We start from the raw sequence: 18,440 nt of genomic DNA on the forward strand, positions 1-18,440 counted from the left end.
ACGGAATCACTTGTTCGAGCTGTATCCCTCTGTCAGGATCGGCACTCAATTCGAGCTGGGACAACGGAGAGCGTCATGGGCAACCGCTTCCAGGTGACGGACCGCTTCGCGGACGGCGCGCAGTACATCGGCGGACGACTCCGCCCGGGAACCTCGGGACGGACCCACAGCGTCGTCGACCCGGCGACCGGCGAGAGCGTCTACACCTACGCACTCGCCTCCACCGCGGACGTCGACGCGGCCGTGGCCGCCGCCAAGGCCGCCTTCCCGGGCTGGGCGGGCGCCACCCCCGGCGAGCGCTCCGACGCCCTGCACCGCTTCGCGGCGGTCCTCGCCGAGCAGGCCGAGGACTTCGCCCGCGTCGAGTCGCTCCAGTGCGGCAAGCCGATCCGGCTCACCACCGAGTTCGACGTGCCCGGCACCGTCGACAACACCGCCTTCTTCGCCGGCGCCGCCCGCCACCTCCAGGGCCAGTCGGCCGGCGAGTACTCCGGCGACCACACCTCGTACGTCCGGCGCGAGCCGATCGGCGTGGTCGGCTCCATCGCCCCCTGGAACTACCCCCTCCAGATGGCCGCCTGGAAGATCCTCCCGGCGATCGCCGCCGGCAACACCATCGTCCTGAAGCCCGCCGAGCTGACCCCGCTCACCTCCCTGATGTTCGCCCAGGCGGCGACCGAGGCCGGCATCCCCGACGGCGTCATCAACATCGTCAACGGCTCCGGCCGCGAGGCCGGCGAGCACCTGGTCGGCCACCCCGACGTCGCCATGACCTCCTTCACCGGCTCCACCCCGGTCGGCAAGCGGGTCGCCGAGGTCGCCACCGCCACCGTGAAGCGGCTCCACCTGGAGCTCGGCGGCAAGGCCCCCTTCGTCGTCTTCGACGACGCCGACCTGGAGGCCGCCGCCCACGGCGCCGTCGCCGCCTCCCTCATCAACACCGGCCAGGACTGCACCGCCGCCACCCGCGCCTACGTCCAGCGCCCCCTCTTCGACGCCTTCGTCGCCCGGGTCGCGGAGCTCATGGAGACCGTCCGGCTCGGCGACCCCTTCGACCCCGCCACCGACCTCGGCCCGCTGGTCTCGCACGTCCAGCGGGACCGGGTGGCCGGCTTCGTCGAGCGGGCCCGCGGCTACGCGACCGTCGTCACCGGAGGCGAAGCCCCTGGTGGCGAGCTCAAGAACGGCGCATACTATCGGCCCACCCTGATCACCGGCGCCGCGCAGGACAGCGAGGTCGTGCAGTCGGAGATCTTCGGACCGGTCCTGGTGGCCCTGCCCTTCGACGGCGACGACGAGGGCATCCGGCTCGCCAACGACACCCCGTACGGCCTCGCCGCCTCCGCCTGGAGCCGTGACGTCTACCGGGCGAACAGGGCCACCCGCGAGATCAAGGCCGGCTGCGTCTGGGTCAACGACCACATCCCGATCATCAGCGAGATGCCGCACGGCGGATACAAGGCGTCCGGCTACGGAAAGGACATGTCGGCCTACTCCTTCGAGGAGTACACGCAGGTCAAGCATGTGATGTTCGACAACACCGCGGTGGCGGCCAAGGACTGGCACCGCACGATCTTCGGGGACCGATAGCCGATCCGCCGCCCGACCAGCGGCGTCACCATCCCGAAAGGGCACAGCGCATGGAGCAGTACGAGCCCGACCGCCTGTCCGCAGCCCAGCTGGCGGCGATCCGGCGCAGCATGACCAGCGGCCGGGGCGCCATCGGCCGCCGGTCGCTGCTGCGGGCCGGCGGCGTGGGCGCGCTCACGGTCGGCGGCCTCGCCGCCCTGACCGCCTGCGGCATCCCGCCGGCCAAGCGGGAGGACCAGGGCCCCGCGTCCACCGACCACTCGGCCCAGGAGAAGACCCTCAGCTTCTCCAACTGGACCGAGTACATGGACGTCAGCGAGGACGAGAAGTCCCGCCCCACCCTGGAGGCGTTCGCGAAGCGCACCGGGATCAAGGTCAAGTACACCGAGGACATCAACGACAACGTCGAGTTCTTCGGCAAGGTCAAGCCGCAGCTCGCGGCCGGCCAGGACACCGGCCGCGACCTGATCTGCGTCACCGACTGGCTCGCCGCCCGCATCATCCGGCTCGGCTGGGCGCAGAAGCTCGACCCGGCGAACCTCCCCAACGCCTACGCGAACCTCTCCGCGCAGTTCCGCCGCCCCGACTGGGACCCGGGCCGCTCCTACTCGTACCCCTGGACCGGCATCTCCACCGTCATCGCCTACAACACCAAGGCGACCGGCGGGAAGAAGGTCGACTCGGTCAGCCAGCTCCTCGACGACCCCGCGCTCAAGGGCCGGGTCGGCTTCCTCACCGAGATGCGCGACACCGTCGGCATGACCCTGCTCGACCTGGGCAAGGACCCGGGGAAGTTCACCGACGCCGACTTCGACGAGGCGATCGGCCGCCTCCAGAAGGCCGTCGACAAGAAGCAGATCCGCCGCTTCACCGGCAACGACTACACCTCCGACCTGGACAAGGGCGACATCGCCGCCTGTCTGGCCTGGGCCGGCGACATCATCCAGCTCCAGGCCGACAACCCGGACATCCAGTACACGATCCCGAACGCCGGGTACATCACGTCCACCGACAACCTGCTCGTCCCCGCCAAGGCCCGGCACAAGGCCAACGCCGAGAAGCTCATCGACTACTACTACGAGCTCCCGGTGGCTGCCCAGCTCGCCGCGTACATCAACTACGTCTGCCCCGTCGACGGGGTGAAGGACGAACTGGCCAAGATCGACCCCGAGCTCGCGGCCAACACGCTGATCCTCCCGGACAAGGCCATGGCCAGGAAGTCCCGCGCCTTCCGCTCGCTGACCAGCGAGGAAGAGTCGGCGTACGAGGAGAAGTTCGCCAAGCTCATCGGCGCCTGAGCCGTCGTCCACCGTCACCAGGCCACGAAGCCACGAAGATCCGGGACCGCTAACCCATGACTGACAAGACCACCGGCGGCGACGTCCGACTCACCGGGATCAGCAAGACCTACGGCTCCTTCACCGCCGTCCACCCGCTCGACCTCACCGTCCCGCAGGGCTCCTTCTTCGCCCTGCTCGGCGCCTCCGGCTGCGGCAAGACCACCACCCTGCGCATGATCGCCGGTCTGGAGGACCCCTCCACCGGCACGATCTTCCTCGGCGACCGGGACGTCACCGACCTCCCGCCCTACAAGCGGCCGGTCAACACCGTCTTCCAGTCCTACGCGCTCTTCCCGCACATGGACATCTCCGAGAACATCGCCTTCGGTCTGCGCCGGCGCGGCATCAAGTCGGTGAAGAAGCAGGTCGACGACATGCTGGAGCTCGTCCAGCTCGGCGACAAGGCCAAGCACAAGCCGCACCAGCTCTCCGGCGGCCAGCAGCAGCGCGTCGCCGTCGCCCGCGCCCTCATCAACCACCCGCAGGTGCTCCTCCTCGACGAGCCGCTCGGCGCCCTCGACCTCAAGCTGCGCCGCCAGATGCAGCTGGAGCTCAAGCGGATCCAGACCGAGGTCGGCATCACCTTCGTGCACGTCACCCACGACCAGGAGGAGGCCATGACCATGGCCGACCAGGTCGCGGTCATGAACGGCGGCCGGGTCGAGCAGCTCGGCGCCCCCGCCGACCTGTACGAGAACCCGCGCACCACCTTCGTCGCCAACTTCCTCGGCACCTCCAACCTGATCGAGGCCGAGGTCGTCGAGACGGGCGCCGGGAACGCGGACGTCGTCGTCACCGCCGGCGGCGGCAAGCTCACGGTCCCCGGCGACCGCTGTACCGACGCCGCCCGCCGGGGCGGCAGGCTCCTCGTCGGCGTCCGCCCCGAGAAGATCTCGCTGGTGCACGCCGACGACGCGGGCTCGATCGCCGACGGCCGCAACCGGGTCACCGGCCGGATCGTCGACTCCTCCTTCATCGGCGTCTCCACCCAGTACGTGGTGAACTCGCCGGCCGGTGCCGAGCTCCAGGTGTACGAGCAGAACGTCGACCGGCGCGCGGGACTCCTTCCCGGCGCCGAGGTCGTCCTGCACTGGAACCCCGCCCACACCTTCGGCCTCGACGCCGATCAGGACATCGACGCGGGCGTGGAGACGGTGGAGGACGCCTCGTGAGCACCACCCTGACCAAGGAGGCGCCGGGACCGGTCGAGGAACCGGTTCTGCGCAAGCCCCCCACCCGCAAGCGGCTCGTCCCCTACTGGCTGCTGCTCCCCGGCATCCTCTGGCTGCTCGTCTTCTTCGCCCTGCCGCTCGTCTACCAGGCGTCCACCTCGGTGCAGACCGGCTCCCTCGAAGAGGGCTTCCAGGTCACCTGGCACTTCCAGACGTACGTCGACGCCTTCGCCGAGTACTGGCCGCAGCTGCTGCGCTCGCTGCTGTACGCGGGCACCGCGACCGCGCTCTGCCTGCTGCTCGGCTACCCGCTCGCGTACCTCATCGCCTTCAAGGCCGGCCGCTGGCGCAACCTGCTGCTCGTCCTCGTCATCGCGCCCTTCTTCACCAGCTTCCTCATCCGGACGCTGGCGTGGAAGACGATCCTCGCCGACGACAGCCTCGTCGTGGACGTCCTCAACGCATTGCACGTCCTCGACGTGACCAGCTGGCTCGGCTTCACCGAGGGCGAGCGGGTGCTCGCCACCCCGATGGCGGTCGTCTGCGGCCTCACGTACAACTTCCTGCCGTTCATGATCCTGCCGCTCTACACCTCGCTGGAGCGGATCGACGGCCGGCTGCACGAGGCCGCCCAGGACCTGTACGCCTCCCCGGCCACGACCTTCCGCAAGGTGACCTTCCCGCTGTCGATGCCCGGCGTCGTCTCCGGCACCCTGCTCACCTTCATCCCGGCGAGCGGCGACTACGTCAACGCCGAACTGCTCGGCTCCACCGACACCAAGATGATCGGCAACGTCATCCAGTCGCAGTTCCTCCGCGTCCTCGACTATCCGACGGCCGCCGCCCTGTCCTTCATCCTCATGGCGATCGTGCTCCTCATGGTCACCGTCTACATCCGCAAGGCGGGAACGGAGGACCTCGTCTGATGAGCTGGCTCCGCAAGAACCTGGTCGTCATCGCCGGCCTGCTGACGCTCGCGTACATGATCCTGCCGAACGTCGTGGTCATGGTGTTCTCGTTCAACAAGCCGAACGGGCGCTTCAACTACTCCTGGCAGCAGTTCTCCCTGGACGCCTGGAAGGACCCCTGCGGCGTCGCCGACATGTGCGAGTCGCTGACGCTCTCCCTCCAGCTCGCCGCCTGGGCCACCGTCGGCGCCCTCGTCCTCGGCACGATGATCGCCTTCGCCCTGGTCCGCTACCGCTTCCGGGCGCGCGGCGCGATCAACTCGCTGATCTTCCTGCCGATGGCGATGCCCGAGGTCGTCATGGCCGCCTCGCTGCTCACGCTCTTCCTCAACATGGGCATCGAACTGGGCTTCTGGACGGTCCTCATCGCCCACATCATGTTCTGTCTGTCGTTCGTCGTGACGGCGGTCAAGGCCCGGGTCATGTCCATGGACCCGCGCCTGGAGGAGGCCGCGCGCGACCTCTACGCCGGGCCCGCGCAGACCTTCCTGCGGGTCACCCTGCCGATCGCCGCGCCCGGCATCGCCGCCGGCGGCCTGCTCGCCTTCGCACTCTCGTTCGACGACTTCATCATCACCAACTTCAACGCGGGCTCCACCGTGACCTTCCCCATGTTCGTCTGGGGCTCGGCACAGCGCGGTACCCCCGTTCAGATCAACGTGATCGGCACCGCGATGTTCGTCCTCGCGGTACTGATCGTCGTGGCCGGGCAAATCATTACGAACCGGCGCAAGAAGACAGCAACAGCCTGAGTGTAGGAAGCTCTCAGGCACCGAAGGAGTTGGAAACCATGGCCCCAGTCGCCATGCGTCTCGCTGCACAATCTCTCTCCGACGCCCAGCCCGTCCCCTTCTGGCTGGAAGACCCCGGCAAGCCCGGCGCCCTGCCCGCCCTCACCGGCACCGAGAAGTGCGACCTCCTCGTCGTCGGCGGCGGCTACAGCGGACTGTGGACCGCGCTCCTCGCCAAGGAGCGCGACCCCTCCCAGGACGTCGTGCTCATCGAGGGCCGCGAGGTGGGCTGGGCCGCCTCGGGCCGCAACGGCGGCTTCTGCGCCGCCTCCCTCACCCACGGCTTCGGCAACGGCCTGGCCCGCTGGCCGGGCGAGCTGCCGAAGCTGGAACGGCTCGGCGCGGCCAACCTCGACGCCATCGAGGAGGCCGTCACCCGCTACGGACTGGACTGCGAGTTCGAGCGCACCGGCGAGATCGACGTCGCCACCGAGGCGTACCAGGTCGACGAGCTCCACGAGTGGTACGAGGAGGCCGAGCGGCTCGGCCTCGCCGACGGCCTCACCCTCCTCGACCAGGACGCCGTCCGGGCCGAGGTGAACTCGCCGACCTTCCGCGGCGGCCTGTGGGACCGCGACGGCGTCGCCATGCTCCACCCGGCGAAGCTCGCCTGGGGCCTCAAGCGGGCCTGCCTCGACCTCGGCGTGCGGATCTTCGAGAACACCCCGGGCCTCGACCTGGTGGCGGCCGGCGCCGGCATGGCCGTCCGCACCCCGTACGGCCGGGTCGCCGCCCGCCGGGTCGCCCTCGGCACCAACGTCTTCCCGTCGCTGGTCAAGCGGCTGCGCCCGTACACCGTCCCGGTCTACGACTACGCGCTGGTCACCGAGCCGCTCACCGAGGAGCAGCTGGCCTCGATCGGCTGGAAGAACCGGCAGGGCCTCGGCGACTCCGCCAACCAGTTCCACTACTTCCGCGTCACGGCCGACCACCGCATCCTCTGGGGCGGCTACGACGCCATCTACCGCTTCGGCGGCAAGGTGCAGGCGGAGATGGACCACCGCCCGGAGACGTACCTCAAGCTGGCCGAGCACTTCTTCACCTGCTTCCCGCAGCTGGAGGGGCTCCGCTTCAGCCACGCCTGGGGCGGCGCGATCGACACCTGCTCGCGCTTCTCCGCCTTCTTCGGCACCGCGCACCAGGGCAAGGTGGCGTACGCGCAGGGCTACACCGGCCTCGGCGTGGGCGCCACCCGCTTCGGTGCCGACGTGATGCTCGACCTCCTCGGCGGGGAGCGCACCGAGCGCACCGAGCTGGCGATGGTCCGCTCCAAGCCGCTCCCCTTCCCGCCGGAGCCGATCGCCTGGGCCGGCATCGGGATCACCAAGTGGTCGCTGGCCCGCGCCGACGCCAACGGCGGACGGCGGAACCTGTGGCTGAAGGCGATGGACAAGCTGGGCCTCGGCTTCGACAGCTGACCCCTCCCTCACCCCGGTGATGTGATTCAGATCACAACCGATGGGTAGGAAAACCCGCGTAAGAGCGGGGAACCATCGCGCTCTCTCCGTGTGGACGCGCACCTCCGCGCGTCCCCACGGAGAGGAGTACGCACGATGACAGCTACGGGGGCCTCCGGAGTCAGGGCAGCGGTGGAATGGCTGGCCGCGGTCGCGCCGGATCCCGACGCCTGCCGCTGGGAGTGGGAGCGCAACCCGCACGGGGTCGCCCTGCTGCCCGCCGGCCGGCGCTGGGACGTGCTGATCCTGCCGGGCGAGCTCGGCCACCCCGCCCTCGACGTCCTGACCCGCCTGGTCGACCGGCCGGGACCCGTCCTCGCCGACTTCGGCGACGCCCGGATCGGCTTCTTCGTCCCGCCCGGCACCGCCGCCCGCTGGCTCGGCACCGGCGTCCGCGGCGCCGGGCCCGGCACCTGGATCGTCGTCCCGTACCCGGGGCGGGTGACCGGGGGAGTGCGCTGGCTGGTGGCCCCGGACGGGCGGGGCACGCTCACGGACGCCTCACTCCTCGAACTCGCCATGCACGAGGCGGCGGGGGAGCTGGCCCGGACGCAGTCGCACGGGGGGAGCGCCTCCTGAGGCGGCCCCCGTGCGCGCCCCTCTCGAAGTCCCGCTCCGTCCAGAGGTCTTGACCACTCGATTGGTCTGGACCATGCTGTGGCGCGCTCCACTCCGATCCCCCACCCCCGGAGGCAGTCGTGGACCGCACCAGACCTCTCAGCCTGCTCCTCGCGGGCGCCCTCGCCCTCGGCGGGCTCGCCGCGCTCGCCCCCGCCGCCCAGGCCGCGGACTCCGAACTCGCCCGCAACGGCGGCTTCGAGGCCGGCCTGGACGGCTGGAGCTGTACGGCCGGCAGCGGCGCCGTCATCACCACGCCCGTGCACGGCGGGACGAAGGCGCTCCAGGCGACCCCGGCCGGCAGCGACAACGCCAAGTGCTCCCAGACCCTCACCGTGCGGCCCAACTCGGCCTACACGCTCAGCGGCTGGGTCCGCGGCAGCTACGTCTACCTCGGCGTCACCGGCACCGGCACCGCCGACGGATACGCCTGGACCCAGTCGGCCCCGGACTGGCAGAAGCTCAGCAAGACCTTCACCACGGGAGCGAACACCACCTCGGTCACGGTCTACACCCACGGCTGGTACGGCACCCCCGCCTACCAGGCCGACGACCTCTCCCTCTTCGGCCCCGGCGGCGACCCGGTCACGATCCCCGCCACGCCCACGGGCCTCGCCGCCGGCAGCCCGACCTCCACCACGGTGCCGCTCACCTGGACGGCGGTCGCGGGCGCCACCTCGTACAAGGTCTACCGCGGCGGCACCCTCGTCGCCACGGTCACCGGCACCTCGTACACCGCCACCGGACTCACCGCCAACACCCCGTACTCCTTCCAGGTCTCCGCGGCCAACAGTGCCGGCGAGTCCGCGAAGTCCACGGCCGTCAGCGCCACCACGACCTCCGGCGGCGGCGGGGGAGGCGGCGAACTGCCCGCCCGCGCCCTCGTCGGCTACCTCCACAGCAGCTTCGCCAACGGCTCCGGCTACACCCGCATGGCCGACGTGCCGGACTCCTGGGACGTCATCAACCTCGCCTTCGGCGAACCCACCTCGGTGACCTCGGGCGACATCCGCTTCAGCCTCTGCCCGGCGACCGAGTGCCCGAACGTCGAGTCCGCCGCGGACTTCAAGGCCGCCATCAAGGCCAAGCAGGCCGCGGGCAAGAAGGTCCTCATCTCCATCGGCGGCCAGAACGGCCAGGTCCAGCTCGCCACCACCGCCGCCCGCGACGCCTTCGTCACCTCCGTCTCGAAGATCATCGACGAGTACGGCCTCGACGGCCTCGACATCGACTTCGAGGGCCACTCGCTCTCGCTCCAGAACGGCGACACCGACTTCCGGAACCCCACCAGCCCGGTCATCGTCAACCTGATCCAGGCGATCAAGACCCTCAAGGCCAAGTACGGCGCGAAGTTCGTCCTCACGATGGCCCCGGAGACCTTCTTCGTCCAGCTCGGCTACCAGTTCTACGGCTCCGGCCCCTGGGGCGGCCAGGACCCGCGCGCCGGCGCCTACCTGCCGGTCATCCACGCCCTGCGCGACGACCTCACCCTGCTGCACGTCCAGGACTACAACTCCGGCCCGATCATGGGCCTGGACAACCAGTACCACTCCATGGGCGGCGCCGACTTCCACATCGCCATGACCGACATGCTGCTCACCGGCTTCCCGGTCGCCGGCAACGCCGAGCGCTTCTTCCCGGGCCTGCGCCCCGACCAGGTCGCCATCGGCCTCCCCGCCTCCACCCAGGCGGGCAACGGCCACACCACACCGGCCGAGGTGAACAAGGCCCTCGACTGCCTCACCAAGAAGACCAACTGCGGCACCTACCAGACCCACGGCACCTGGTCGTCCCTGCGCGGCCTGATGACCTGGTCCATCAACTGGGACCGCTTCAACCAGTGGGAGTTCAGCCGGAACTTCGACGCGTACACCTGGAACTGACGGCGGCACCCGCCACCGTCACCGCACGAGCTCGCCGAACAGCCGGGCCGGGACCGACCGGGGTTCCGGCCCGCGCAGTTCGGCGAGCACCGCGCCCAGATCCAGCGGGACCGACCGGACCCGGCTCGTCACCGCCCCGTCCAGGCCGCGCACCGCGACCCGGTGTCCGCCGGACGCGCCCGCGCCCGGGTGCACCAGGGCGCAGACGGGCGGCCGCCCGTCCTCCCGGCGGCCGAGCGTCAGGGCGTACAGCGACGCCTGGTACAGGTCCTCGGGGGAGAGCTTCTTCTCCGCGTAGAGCTTGTACTTGACGTCCACCGGCAGCCGGAAGGGCGCCCCTCCCCGGTCGCCCGAGATCAGCACGTCCGGCCGCACCGTCCCGTAGCTCCGCCCGGCCCGCTCGTCGAACAGCACCTCCGAGCGGGCGGTCTGGCGCTCCACCCGCAGGCCGGCACCGGCCGCGCCCTCTTCGAGCAGCCGGGTCACGAACGCCTCGAAGAGCCGGTTCATGTCGATGAGGAAGGCGCGGGAGGCCAGCGGGCCCGAGGCGAACAGACCGTCCAGACCGCCACCCGTCAGGAGCAGCCCCGCCCACCGGTGCGCCGGCCGGTAGTGCTCGTTGTTCCGGTGGTACGTCACCGCCGCGAGGGCCGTGCGGACGTCGCCCGGCGGGGTCGGGGCGTGCTGGGCGAAGAGCCCAGCCGCCCGGCGGGCCCGGGCGCGGATCCCGGGCGGACGGGCGGTCCTGGCGGCGACGGCCAGCGCCTCGGCGCAGATCCTGTTGTCGAGGACGTCCGCGTCGTGCTCCTCGAAGCGGCAGGCCAGCCGGTCCAGCCGGCCGTGGTGGTGGAGCAGCTGGCGGTCGGGCAGCAGCCGGCCGCGGACCACCCGCAGGTCGTCCTCCACCGTCAGGTAGTCGCGCCGCACCCCGTGCCGCAGCAGCCGCTCGCCGTGCTCGACGACCATGAGACAGACCAGGTCCCTCAGGTTCGGCCGGCCGCCGGGAAAGTCCTGGGCGGTGGGCAGCGCCTCCCGCACGCCGCCCCAGGCGTGGTCGACCATGCGCAGCACGTCGAGGTCGCCGCCCAGGTACTTGGGGAGCACCTGGATCTCGGCCCCTTCGAGGCGCACCGTTCCCACGTACGGCCCGGCCGCCACCTCCAGCCGGTCGCCCCGCAGCTCGCGTACCCTCAGGCGGCCGTCCAGGGACCCGTCGGCGAGCAGCCGCCGGTCGGTCTCCGTCAGCCGGACCCCGTCGAAGACGCGGGTCCCGTACTCGACGAGTCCGAGGCGGGCCGCCCGGTCACTCGGCACCGGAACCGACCTGGAGCTCCTCGTACAGATGGGTGACGAGTGCCTCGTCGGAGACCTCCCGCAGGGTGTGGCCCACGGCGTCGACGAGGGCGTCGCCGAGGAAGGCGGCGAGGAGGCCGTAGTCGTCGTAGGCGTACTCCTGGAGCAGCGGCAGGATCTCGCCCCGCACGATCGCGGCGAACTCGGCGGCGGTCGAGACGGGGACGCCCTCGGGCAGGAAGAACGCGTGCCCGATCTGCTTCTCCCGGTCGAGCCGGACGCGGATGCGCCGGTTGAGTTCGTCGAGGAAGTCCGCCAGGTGCAGCTGGTCCACCCGGCGGTCGCGCAAGGGGCGGGAGTCCGGGAGGAGTTCGATGAAGGCGAAGCGGCGGCGGATGGCCGAGTCGAGCATCCGGACCGAGCGGTCGGCGGTGTTCATGGTGCCGAGGAGCCGTACGTTCGGCGGGACGCGGAGGGCCTCGCCGGAGAGCGGCAGCGTGACCGGAAGACCGCGCTTGTCCTTCTCCAGGACGGTGATCGACTCGCCCAGGATGCGCGGGAGGTTGCCCCGGTTCAGCTCGTCCACGACCAGCAGGTACAGCCGGCCGGGGTCGGCGGCCGCGGCCGCGCAGACCCGCTTGAGGACGCCGTCGACCGGCTCCAGGGTGAAGCCGGCGCCGCCCCGCACGGGCCGCAGTCCCTCGACGAAGTCCTCGTAGCCGTAACTGGGATGGAAGGTGACCATGGTCAGCCGTCCCGACGCCCGCAGCGCCTCGATGGTCGCGCCGAACTCCTCGCTCCCCGGCTCGGCGAGCGGGTCCACGCCCGCGAGGTCCTCGGACAGCTCGCCCAGCCGCCGCACGGCGTACCGCAGCGCCTGGTACGTCTTCCCGGTTCCGGGAGGCCCGAACAGCACGGCCTGGCCCCGCCGTTCGAGCGCGTCGTCGATCCGCTGGAGTCCGTCGTCGAGCGGCGGGATCTCGACGGCCTCGATCCCGGCGGTCTCCTCCTCGGCGGGCGCGCCGCCGGACGCCGGCAGCGCCCGGACCGCCTTCCACAGCGCGGGGGGCACGTCCGACACGAGCCCGGCCCCCCAGTCGGCCACCGGCTCGTCCAGGGTGCCCGGATACCCCTCGTCCCAGCGCACCGCCACCGCGTGCCCCGACGGCAGGTCCGGCTCGTCCAGTTCCAGCCACACATAGCCGTCGCCGGTGACCCGGCCGACGCCCAGCACCTCGCTCCGGCCCCGGGTCGCGACCACCCGGTCGCCGGGCCGCAGATCGAGCAGGCTCCACAGCTCGGCGGCGAGGGCCGCGCGCCGGGAGCCGGACAGTCCGCCGTCCTCCCGCGCCTCCCCGCCGGTCTCCGCGTACGCCTCCCGGTAGGCGGCGGTGAACTCGTCCTCGTCGGCGTACCGGTGGAGGTCGCCGACCCGGTCCGCCCGGACGGGGACGAGCCCGGCCCGGACGAACTCCGCCCAGCGTTCCCCCGGCTCCGAGACGCCGATCCGTACCGTTCGGGGCGCGGTGCGGCGGGCCGGGGCCCACCAGTCGAGGAAGTACCAGACCAGCTGCGGCGGCCAGCCCGCGAACCGCGGGTCCTCGTCCACCAGCGACTTCAGCAGCTCCTTGCGGGCGAAGGGCTGGAGCTTCGCGGAGCTTCCGGGCGCGAGCCGGTCCAGGTAGTGCTGGGTGAAGCTGTCCGAGTAGACCGGAAGGACCGCGTCGGGGGCGTAGATCCGCAGCGTCTTCGCGACGACCATGATCCCGGAGCGGACCGCGGCGAGCTCGTCGATGTCCCGGACCCGGCCCTCGCGGGCGGCGGTCACGGCGGCGACGAGCCCGGCCCGGACCTGCTCCCAGGCCCGGTCGAGATCCGCGTACCGCTTGTCGAACCACCAGGCGCCGTTGTTCTGGCGGTAGAGGAAGTGCTTCTTGGCGGTGCCGCCGGTGATGCTGCCGAGCGCCTTGCTGCCGAACTCCAGCACATAGCTGTACGCCTGGTGCCCGGGCACGTCGGGCTGGCCGAGCGCGTACCGGTCCAGCGTCAGCGTCGGCCACTCCTCCCAGGGGAAGGCCGCCCGGATCTCCTCGGCCCGCCGGTCCGCCGCCTCGACGTCCGCCCGGTACCGCTCCCGGTCGAAGACCCGCAGCGCCTCGTCGACCGGCCAGTACGGCAGGGTCTCCGCGTGGCTGTCGGCGACCGGCCGCAGCGCGCAGGAGCAGACGCCGGTGACGGGCCGGGACCGGCCGTTGAGCAGTCCGGCCGAGGCGGCGAAGGAGGCCGGGTCCTCCGCGTCCAGGAGGCGCCGCCAGGTCAGCCCGTCCGGGTCGGGACGGTGTTCGAGCGCGTGGGCGTCCGTCAGGTGCCGGCACCCGGGATCGTGGTGGATCTTCGCTCCGCGCGCCGGGAGGATGACCTTCCCGGTCGACGGGATCAGCTCGTACGACCGTCCGTCGACCGTGACGGCGTACCGTCGTTCCGCGTCCGCCATGAGTGCCCTCCCCTGGTGCCGTCCCTCGCGCCCCGCCCGTCCCGACGGTACCGCTCCGCGAGGACCGGCCAGCGCAGCAGGGGGAGGCAGAGGGCGACCGAGGCGAGCACGTCGAGGGGCCAGTGGAAGCCGCGGAGCACCAGGCCCGTCCCCGTCACCGCCGTCAGCGCGGCGGCGGCGGGGACGAGCCGGCGTGAGACCAGGAAGGCGGCGCCGACGTAGGCCACCATCGCGGTGGCCGTGTGGCCGGAGGGATAGTAGCCCTCGGCCCAGGGTTCGAGGGGGCCGGGGCGGGCCGTCCACTCCTTCAGCGGGATGACGAGGAGCGGTACGGCGGCCATCGCGAGGCCGGCGTACAGGGCGTCGGCGCGGCGGCCGTGCCACACCGCGTACGCCATCGCGGCGGCGAGTACGGGGAGTGCGACCGTCAGATTGCCGAGGTCGGAGGCGAGTTCGCTCAGGCGCCGGGGGACGGAGTCCACCACGGCCGCGGACACCCGCTCGTCGAGCCTGGTCAAGGGGCCGTGGACGAGCACCTGCCAGGTCACGACGGCGAGGGCGACGAGCGCCGAGAAGAGAGTCGGCCGCCCTGGAACAGGGGGGGTGGTTCCGGGGCGGCCGAGGGGATCGGGCTGCCGCGCGCCCCGGGGGGTGTGGGGCGGGCGGCCATCCGATCGGTGAGGAGTCCCGGAGCACGAGGCTCCGGTGGTGTGCGCTTCGGCACGGTCCGGGCGGGGCTGGGGATGCTCCGCCCCGGGTGTTTCTCTCATCTGGGGAAGACCGTACGGCACGAGGAGGGGGACCGACAGCGGGAAACGCGTCCCGCCATCGGCCCCCCACAGAGTCTTCACACCGTGTACGGGATCCCGGCTCAGAGGGCGGCGAGCGCCGCCTCGATGACGTCCAGGCCCTCGTTGAGGAGGTCCTCGCCGATGACCAGCGGCGGGAGGAAGCGCAGCACGTTGCCGTAGGTGCCGCAGGTGAGGACGAGCACGCCCTCGTTGTGGCAGAACTTGGCGAGCGCGGCGGCGGCGTCGGCGGCCGGCTCCTTCGTCGCCGGGTCCTTCACCAGCTCGATGGCGATCATGGCGCCGCGGCCGCGGATGTCACCGATGACCGGGAACTTCTCCTGCATCGCGGTGAGGCGGCCCTTCATGACCTCCTCGATGCGCTTGGCCTTCCCGTTGAGGTCCAGCTCCTTCATCGTCTCGATGGCGCCGAGCGCACCGGCGCAGGCCACCGGGTTGCCGCCGTAGGTGCCGCCGAGGCCGCCGCCGTGGACGGAGTCCATGATCTCGGCGCGGCCGGTGACGGCGGCGAGCGGCAGACCGCCCGCGATGCCCTTGGCGGTGGTGATGAGGTCCGGGACGATGCCCTCGTCCTCGCAGGCGAACCACTGGCCGGTACGGCAGAAGCCGGCCTGGATCTCGTCCGCGACGAAGACGATGCCGTTGTCGTTGGCGAACTTCACGATCGCCGGCAGGAAGCCCTTGGCCGGCTCGATGAAGCCGCCCTCGCCGAGGACCGGCTCGATGACGATCGCGGCGACGTTCTCGGCGCCGATCTGCTTGGTGATGTTGTCGATCGCCTGGGCGGCGGCCTCGGGGCCGGCGTTCTCGGCGCCGGTGGGCCAGCGGTAGCCGTAGGCGACCGGCACGCGGTAGACCTCGGGCGCGAACGGGCCGAAGCCCTGCTTGTACGGCATGTTCTTCGCCGTCATGCCCATGGTGAGGTTGGTGCGGCCGTGGTAGCCGTGGTCGAAGACGACGACGGCCTGGCGCTTGGTGTACGAACGGGCGATCTTGACGGCGTTCTCGACCGCCTCGGCGCCCGAGTTGAACAGCGCGGACTTCTTGGCGTGGTCGCCCGGGGTCAGCTCGGCCAGCGCCTCGCAGACCTCCACGTAGCCCTCGTACGGCGTCACCATGAAACAGGTGTGGGTGAAGTCCTGGAGCTGCGCGGTGGCGCGGCGCACCACGGCCTCGGCGGAGGCGCCCACGGAGGTCACGGCGATGCCGGAGCCGAAGTCGATCAGCAGGTTGCCGTCGACGTCCTCGATGATGCCGCCGCCCGCGCGCTTCGTGAACACGGGCAGCGTGGAGCCCACGCCCCCCGCGACGGTGTCCAGCCGGCGAGCCTGAAGCTCCTGCGACTTCGGACCGGGAATGGCGGTGACGACGCGCCGCTCCTGCGGGACAGCGTTCATGCGGGGCTCCTGGGGTGTTCTGGACGCTCTTGCGGGTTTCCTCCGCAGGCTAGGCGGGGCCGCGTGCCGCGCGCATGCTACGGATGGGAGTGGTCCCGGCGTGTCCTTGTCCGTATCGGCCATACGCGCGCTCGTCCGGGCCGACTCCGTGCCATCGCCCTGATCCGGGGCACGATCCGTGACCGAGGCTCTAGATTGGGCCCGGACGACAGCGCCGCGGAGTCGAAGGGCCAGGGGGCAGGGGACATGGAGTTCGAGGGCACACACGGCTCGCGGAGCACGCACGACGGGCATCCGCACGCCGAGATCCCCCGCCCGGCCGGGCCGCCCCCCGGTGTACCGCCCATGCCCGCGACCGCGCCGCCGAGGCCGGCCGGCGCGCCCTCCGCCGCCCGCGGCGGGACCGGCCTCGTCGACTGGCTGCGGACGCCCCGCCCCGAGGCCGCGCCCGGCGTCTGGCGGTACGGCCACGTTCCCCGCCCCGATCAGGCTCCGGACGAGACACCGCTGCGGACCGTACTCGCCGGGGCGACGATCTCCTTCCTCGTCGCCGTCCTGCTCTGGTCGCTGCTCCGCAACGGCTACATCCCCTACTGGAGCGTGCCGATCCGGCTCTTCACGCCCGGCGACTGGTGGCGCCCGCTCGGAGGCGCGCCCGTGCCCGGCACGGGAGGCCCCGTCGCCCTGGCCGTCTACCGCTTCGTCCTCTTCGTCGCCGTCTTCGGCGGGATCGGCCGCTTCGGCCGCTGGCCGTACGCCTGGAACCGGCTCGCCCGGGCCTACGGCCGCCGGGCCCAGATCGCCCTCGCCACGGCCGCGGGCCTCCTCACCATCGCCCTCGTCCGCGGCGACTGGCTGCCGCTGCGCCCGCTCGTCCTCTCGATGCTGCCGTACGAGCTGACGACCCCCGACGCGGTCTTCGCCAACCAGGAGATGGAGGACACGGCCACCCTGCTGCTCACCATCGCCACCGCCCTCCCCTTCGCCTGGCTCGCCCTGCGCCGCACCACCGCGCAGCAGGGTGCCGCCGCGGCCCCCGCGGCACCCGCGCCCGCTGCCGACCTCGCCGCCTGGCCCGACCTGAGGGCCGCCGGGCTCACCGAAGCGGCCGACCGACTCGCCGCCGAGGCCGCCTCCGGCGCCATGAACGACATCGACTACGCCCGGATCAGGACCGCCTGGGACCGCGCCGGCCACGCCCCCGACCGGCGGGCCGCCTTCCTCCGCGAGGTCCACGCCCGTGGTGCGGCGGCCTTCCTCCACCCCTCCGGCGCCCGCTCCCTCGCCGGCCGGGCGGCCACACACGACCTCGCCCTCCGGCAGGTGCGCCTCGGCACCGTCACGGACACCGCCCGCAACCCGTACGCGCGCCGCACCACCGGCCTCGCCGTCGACCCCGACGTGCTCGGCACCGGCATGCTCGTCGTCGGCCCCTCCGGCAGCGGCAAGACGACCCGCCTCGTGCGGCCCCTCGTCGAGTCCCTCTGCCTCCAGGCGCTCGCGGGACAGGCCGCGGTCGTCGTGGTCGGCTCCGACGCCGCGCCCCTCGGCCCGGACGAGTCGTACGACGTCGTCATCCGGGTCGGCGACCCGGCCTCCCCGCACGACCTCGACCTCTACGGCGGCACCTCGGACCCGGACCGGGCGGCCGCGCTGCTGGCCGACGTCCTGGCCACCGACACCACCGACACGCGGCGCGCCACCACCACGCTCGCCCAGCTCCTCGGCCCCTTCCACGCCGTCCACGACCGCTTCCCCTCGGTCCCCGAGCTCCGGGAACTCCTCGACGGCGCCCCCGCGCTCCTCCAGGCCCTGCGCACGTCCCTCGAAGAGGCCGGCCACGCCTCCCTCGTCCGCGAACTCGACGCCCGCGCACGGCAGCAGGGTGCCGACGGAGACCCGGCCACCCTCCTCGCCGACCGGATCGCCCTCCTCGACCGCCCCGCGTTCGCCGGCTTCTTCGACACCTCCGGGGCGACCGCGCCCTTCACCATGCGTGCCCTGGACCACCCCGTGCGGGTCCGGATCGACCTCCCGGAGACCGGCCACGCCGAAGCCTCCCGGCTCCTCACCCGCCTGGTGTTCGCCCAGTTCCTCGGACGGACCGTCGGACGGACCGACCGCTCCCGCTTCGCCTGCCTCGTGCTCGACGACGCCGCGCACACGCTCACCGCGCACACGGTGCGGGGCCTCCAGCGGCTGCGCTCCGCCCACGCCGGCGTCGTCCTCGGGCTCCGTACCGTCGAGGACGTCCCCGAGCACCTGCGCACCGCGCTGTTCGGCGCCGTCGGCTGCCGCTTCGCCCTCGCCGGCGTCACCACGTGGGACGGCAAGCGGTTCGCGGAGACCTGGGGCACCGAGTGGGTGGAGACCCGGGACGTCACCAGCCGGACCGTCCGCTCCGACGAGCCGCTCACCCGGGTGGCGCACGCCGTGCGCAAGCTCGTCACGGGCAGGGCCGTCACCACCGACGCGGTGACCGTCCGCGAGGTCGAGCGGGAGCGGTGGTCCGCATCCGACCTGGCGCACGGCGTGCCGCCCGGCCACGCGGTCCTCTCCCTCACCCATGTGCGGGGCGAACACACCCCGCCGCTCCTGGTCGACCTGCGCAGCTGAGAGCGGCCCCCC

The 18,440-nt window shown here is 72.1% G+C and carries 13 protein-coding genes; 9 read left to right on the forward strand and 4 right to left on the reverse strand.

All coding sequences use genetic code 11. The features are described from left to right. Positions 1 to 75 precede the first annotated feature (75 nt). The 8 genes from ACIGHB_RS18495 to ACIGHB_RS18530 all read left to right on the forward strand — a co-directional run bounded on the left by ACIGHB_RS18495 (position 76) and on the right by ACIGHB_RS18530 (position 9,819). Entirely contained in the window at positions 76 to 1,590 is a 1,515-nt protein-coding gene (locus ACIGHB_RS18495; RefSeq protein ID WP_360312196.1) for a gamma-aminobutyraldehyde dehydrogenase, read from the forward strand. A gap of 50 nt (positions 1,591 to 1,640) precedes the next feature. After that, entirely contained in the window at positions 1,641 to 2,888 is a 1,248-nt protein-coding gene (locus ACIGHB_RS18500) for a spermidine/putrescine ABC transporter substrate-binding protein (protein ID WP_360312198.1), read from the forward strand. Between the two features lie 56 nt (positions 2,889 to 2,944). Next, positions 2,945 to 4,102 carry an ABC transporter ATP-binding protein gene (locus tag ACIGHB_RS18505; RefSeq protein WP_399914268.1) on the forward strand — a complete coding sequence of 386 codons (1,158 nt, stop codon included), beginning with the start codon at positions 2,945 to 2,947 and terminating at the stop codon, positions 4,100 to 4,102. Further along, positions 4,099 to 5,028, forward strand: coding sequence for an ABC transporter permease (locus ACIGHB_RS18510; RefSeq protein WP_360312201.1), 930 nt, complete (start codon positions 4,099 to 4,101; stop codon positions 5,026 to 5,028). Before ACIGHB_RS18505 ends, ACIGHB_RS18510 begins: the two co-directional genes overlap by 4 nt. Further along, complete coding sequence (locus ACIGHB_RS18515) at positions 5,028 to 5,822, forward strand: ABC transporter permease (protein ID WP_360312203.1); 795 nt, start codon at positions 5,028 to 5,030, stop codon at positions 5,820 to 5,822. Before ACIGHB_RS18510 ends, ACIGHB_RS18515 begins: the two co-directional genes overlap by 1 nt. A gap of 38 nt (positions 5,823 to 5,860) precedes the next feature. Then, positions 5,861 to 7,279: an FAD-dependent oxidoreductase gene (locus tag ACIGHB_RS18520; protein ID WP_360312205.1), complete on the forward strand. Its 1,419-nt coding sequence runs from the start codon at positions 5,861 to 5,863 to the stop codon at positions 7,277 to 7,279. A gap of 135 nt (positions 7,280 to 7,414) precedes the next feature. Further along, entirely contained in the window at positions 7,415 to 7,897 is a 483-nt protein-coding gene (locus tag ACIGHB_RS18525) for a hypothetical protein (protein WP_360312207.1), read from the forward strand. Between the two features lie 119 nt (positions 7,898 to 8,016). Continuing rightward, positions 8,017 to 9,819, forward strand: a complete 1,803-nt coding sequence (locus tag ACIGHB_RS18530) for a chitinase (RefSeq protein ID WP_399914272.1) — start codon at positions 8,017 to 8,019, stop codon at positions 9,817 to 9,819. Positions 9,820 to 9,837: 18 nt separating this feature from the next. On the opposite strand, the gene ACIGHB_RS18535 is transcribed toward ACIGHB_RS18530, so the two are convergent. From ACIGHB_RS18535 to gabT, 4 genes are all read right to left on the reverse strand, one after another. Beyond that, positions 9,838 to 11,133, reverse strand: coding sequence for an McrC family protein (locus ACIGHB_RS18535; protein WP_399914274.1), 1,296 nt, complete (start codon positions 11,131 to 11,133; stop codon positions 9,838 to 9,840). Continuing rightward, on the reverse strand, positions 11,123 to 13,606 hold the full coding sequence (locus tag ACIGHB_RS18540; RefSeq protein WP_399914276.1) for an McrB family protein: 2,484 nt from the start codon (positions 13,604 to 13,606) through the stop codon (positions 11,123 to 11,125). The genes ACIGHB_RS18535 and ACIGHB_RS18540 overlap by 11 nt, the downstream gene beginning before the upstream one ends. Next, positions 13,549 to 14,376 carry a phosphatase PAP2 family protein gene (locus ACIGHB_RS18545; RefSeq protein WP_399914278.1) on the reverse strand — a complete coding sequence of 276 codons (828 nt, stop codon included), beginning with the start codon at positions 14,374 to 14,376 and terminating at the stop codon, positions 13,549 to 13,551. Before ACIGHB_RS18545 ends, ACIGHB_RS18540 begins: the two co-directional genes overlap by 58 nt. Positions 14,377 to 14,477: 101 nt before the next feature. Next, positions 14,478 to 15,812, reverse strand: a complete 1,335-nt coding sequence (gabT, locus tag ACIGHB_RS18550) for a 4-aminobutyrate--2-oxoglutarate transaminase (RefSeq protein WP_360312213.1) — start codon at positions 15,810 to 15,812, stop codon at positions 14,478 to 14,480. Between the two features lie 246 nt (positions 15,813 to 16,058). On the opposite strand from gabT, the gene ACIGHB_RS18555 reads away from it, so the two are divergent. Next, positions 16,059 to 18,428 (forward strand): ATP/GTP-binding protein, encoded by a 2,370-nt coding sequence (locus ACIGHB_RS18555; protein ID WP_399914281.1) that lies wholly within the window; start codon positions 16,059 to 16,061, stop codon positions 18,426 to 18,428. Positions 18,429 to 18,440: the final 12 nt, after the last annotated feature.

This window comes from Streptomyces sp. NPDC085460 (assembly GCF_044541975.1).
In the GTDB taxonomy this organism is placed as follows: Bacteria; Actinomycetota; Actinomycetes; order Streptomycetales; family Streptomycetaceae; genus Streptomyces.

Coding starts and splice junctions, on each gene's coding strand:
- ACIGHB_RS18505 (WP_399914268.1), top strand. CDS start 2,945: ATGACTGACAAGACCACCGGCGGCGACGTCCGACTCACCGGGATCAGC.
- ACIGHB_RS18515 (WP_360312203.1), top strand. CDS start 5,028: ATGAGCTGGCTCCGCAAGAACCTGGTCGTCATCGCCGGCCTGCTGACG.
- ACIGHB_RS18555 (WP_399914281.1), top strand. CDS start 16,059: ATGGAGTTCGAGGGCACACACGGCTCGCGGAGCACGCACGACGGGCAT.
- ACIGHB_RS18500 (WP_360312198.1), top strand. CDS start 1,641: ATGGAGCAGTACGAGCCCGACCGCCTGTCCGCAGCCCAGCTGGCGGCG.
- ACIGHB_RS18520 (WP_360312205.1), top strand. CDS start 5,861: ATGGCCCCAGTCGCCATGCGTCTCGCTGCACAATCTCTCTCCGACGCC.
- ACIGHB_RS18495 (WP_360312196.1), top strand. CDS start 76: ATGGGCAACCGCTTCCAGGTGACGGACCGCTTCGCGGACGGCGCGCAG.
- ACIGHB_RS18545 (WP_399914278.1), bottom strand. CDS start 14,376: ATGAGAGAAACACCCGGGGCGGAGCATCCCCAGCCCCGCCCGGACCGT.
- ACIGHB_RS18525 (WP_360312207.1), top strand. CDS start 7,415: ATGACAGCTACGGGGGCCTCCGGAGTCAGGGCAGCGGTGGAATGGCTG.
- ACIGHB_RS18540 (WP_399914276.1), bottom strand. CDS start 13,606: ATGGCGGACGCGGAACGACGGTACGCCGTCACGGTCGACGGACGGTCG.
- gabT (WP_360312213.1), bottom strand. CDS start 15,812: ATGAACGCTGTCCCGCAGGAGCGGCGCGTCGTCACCGCCATTCCCGGT.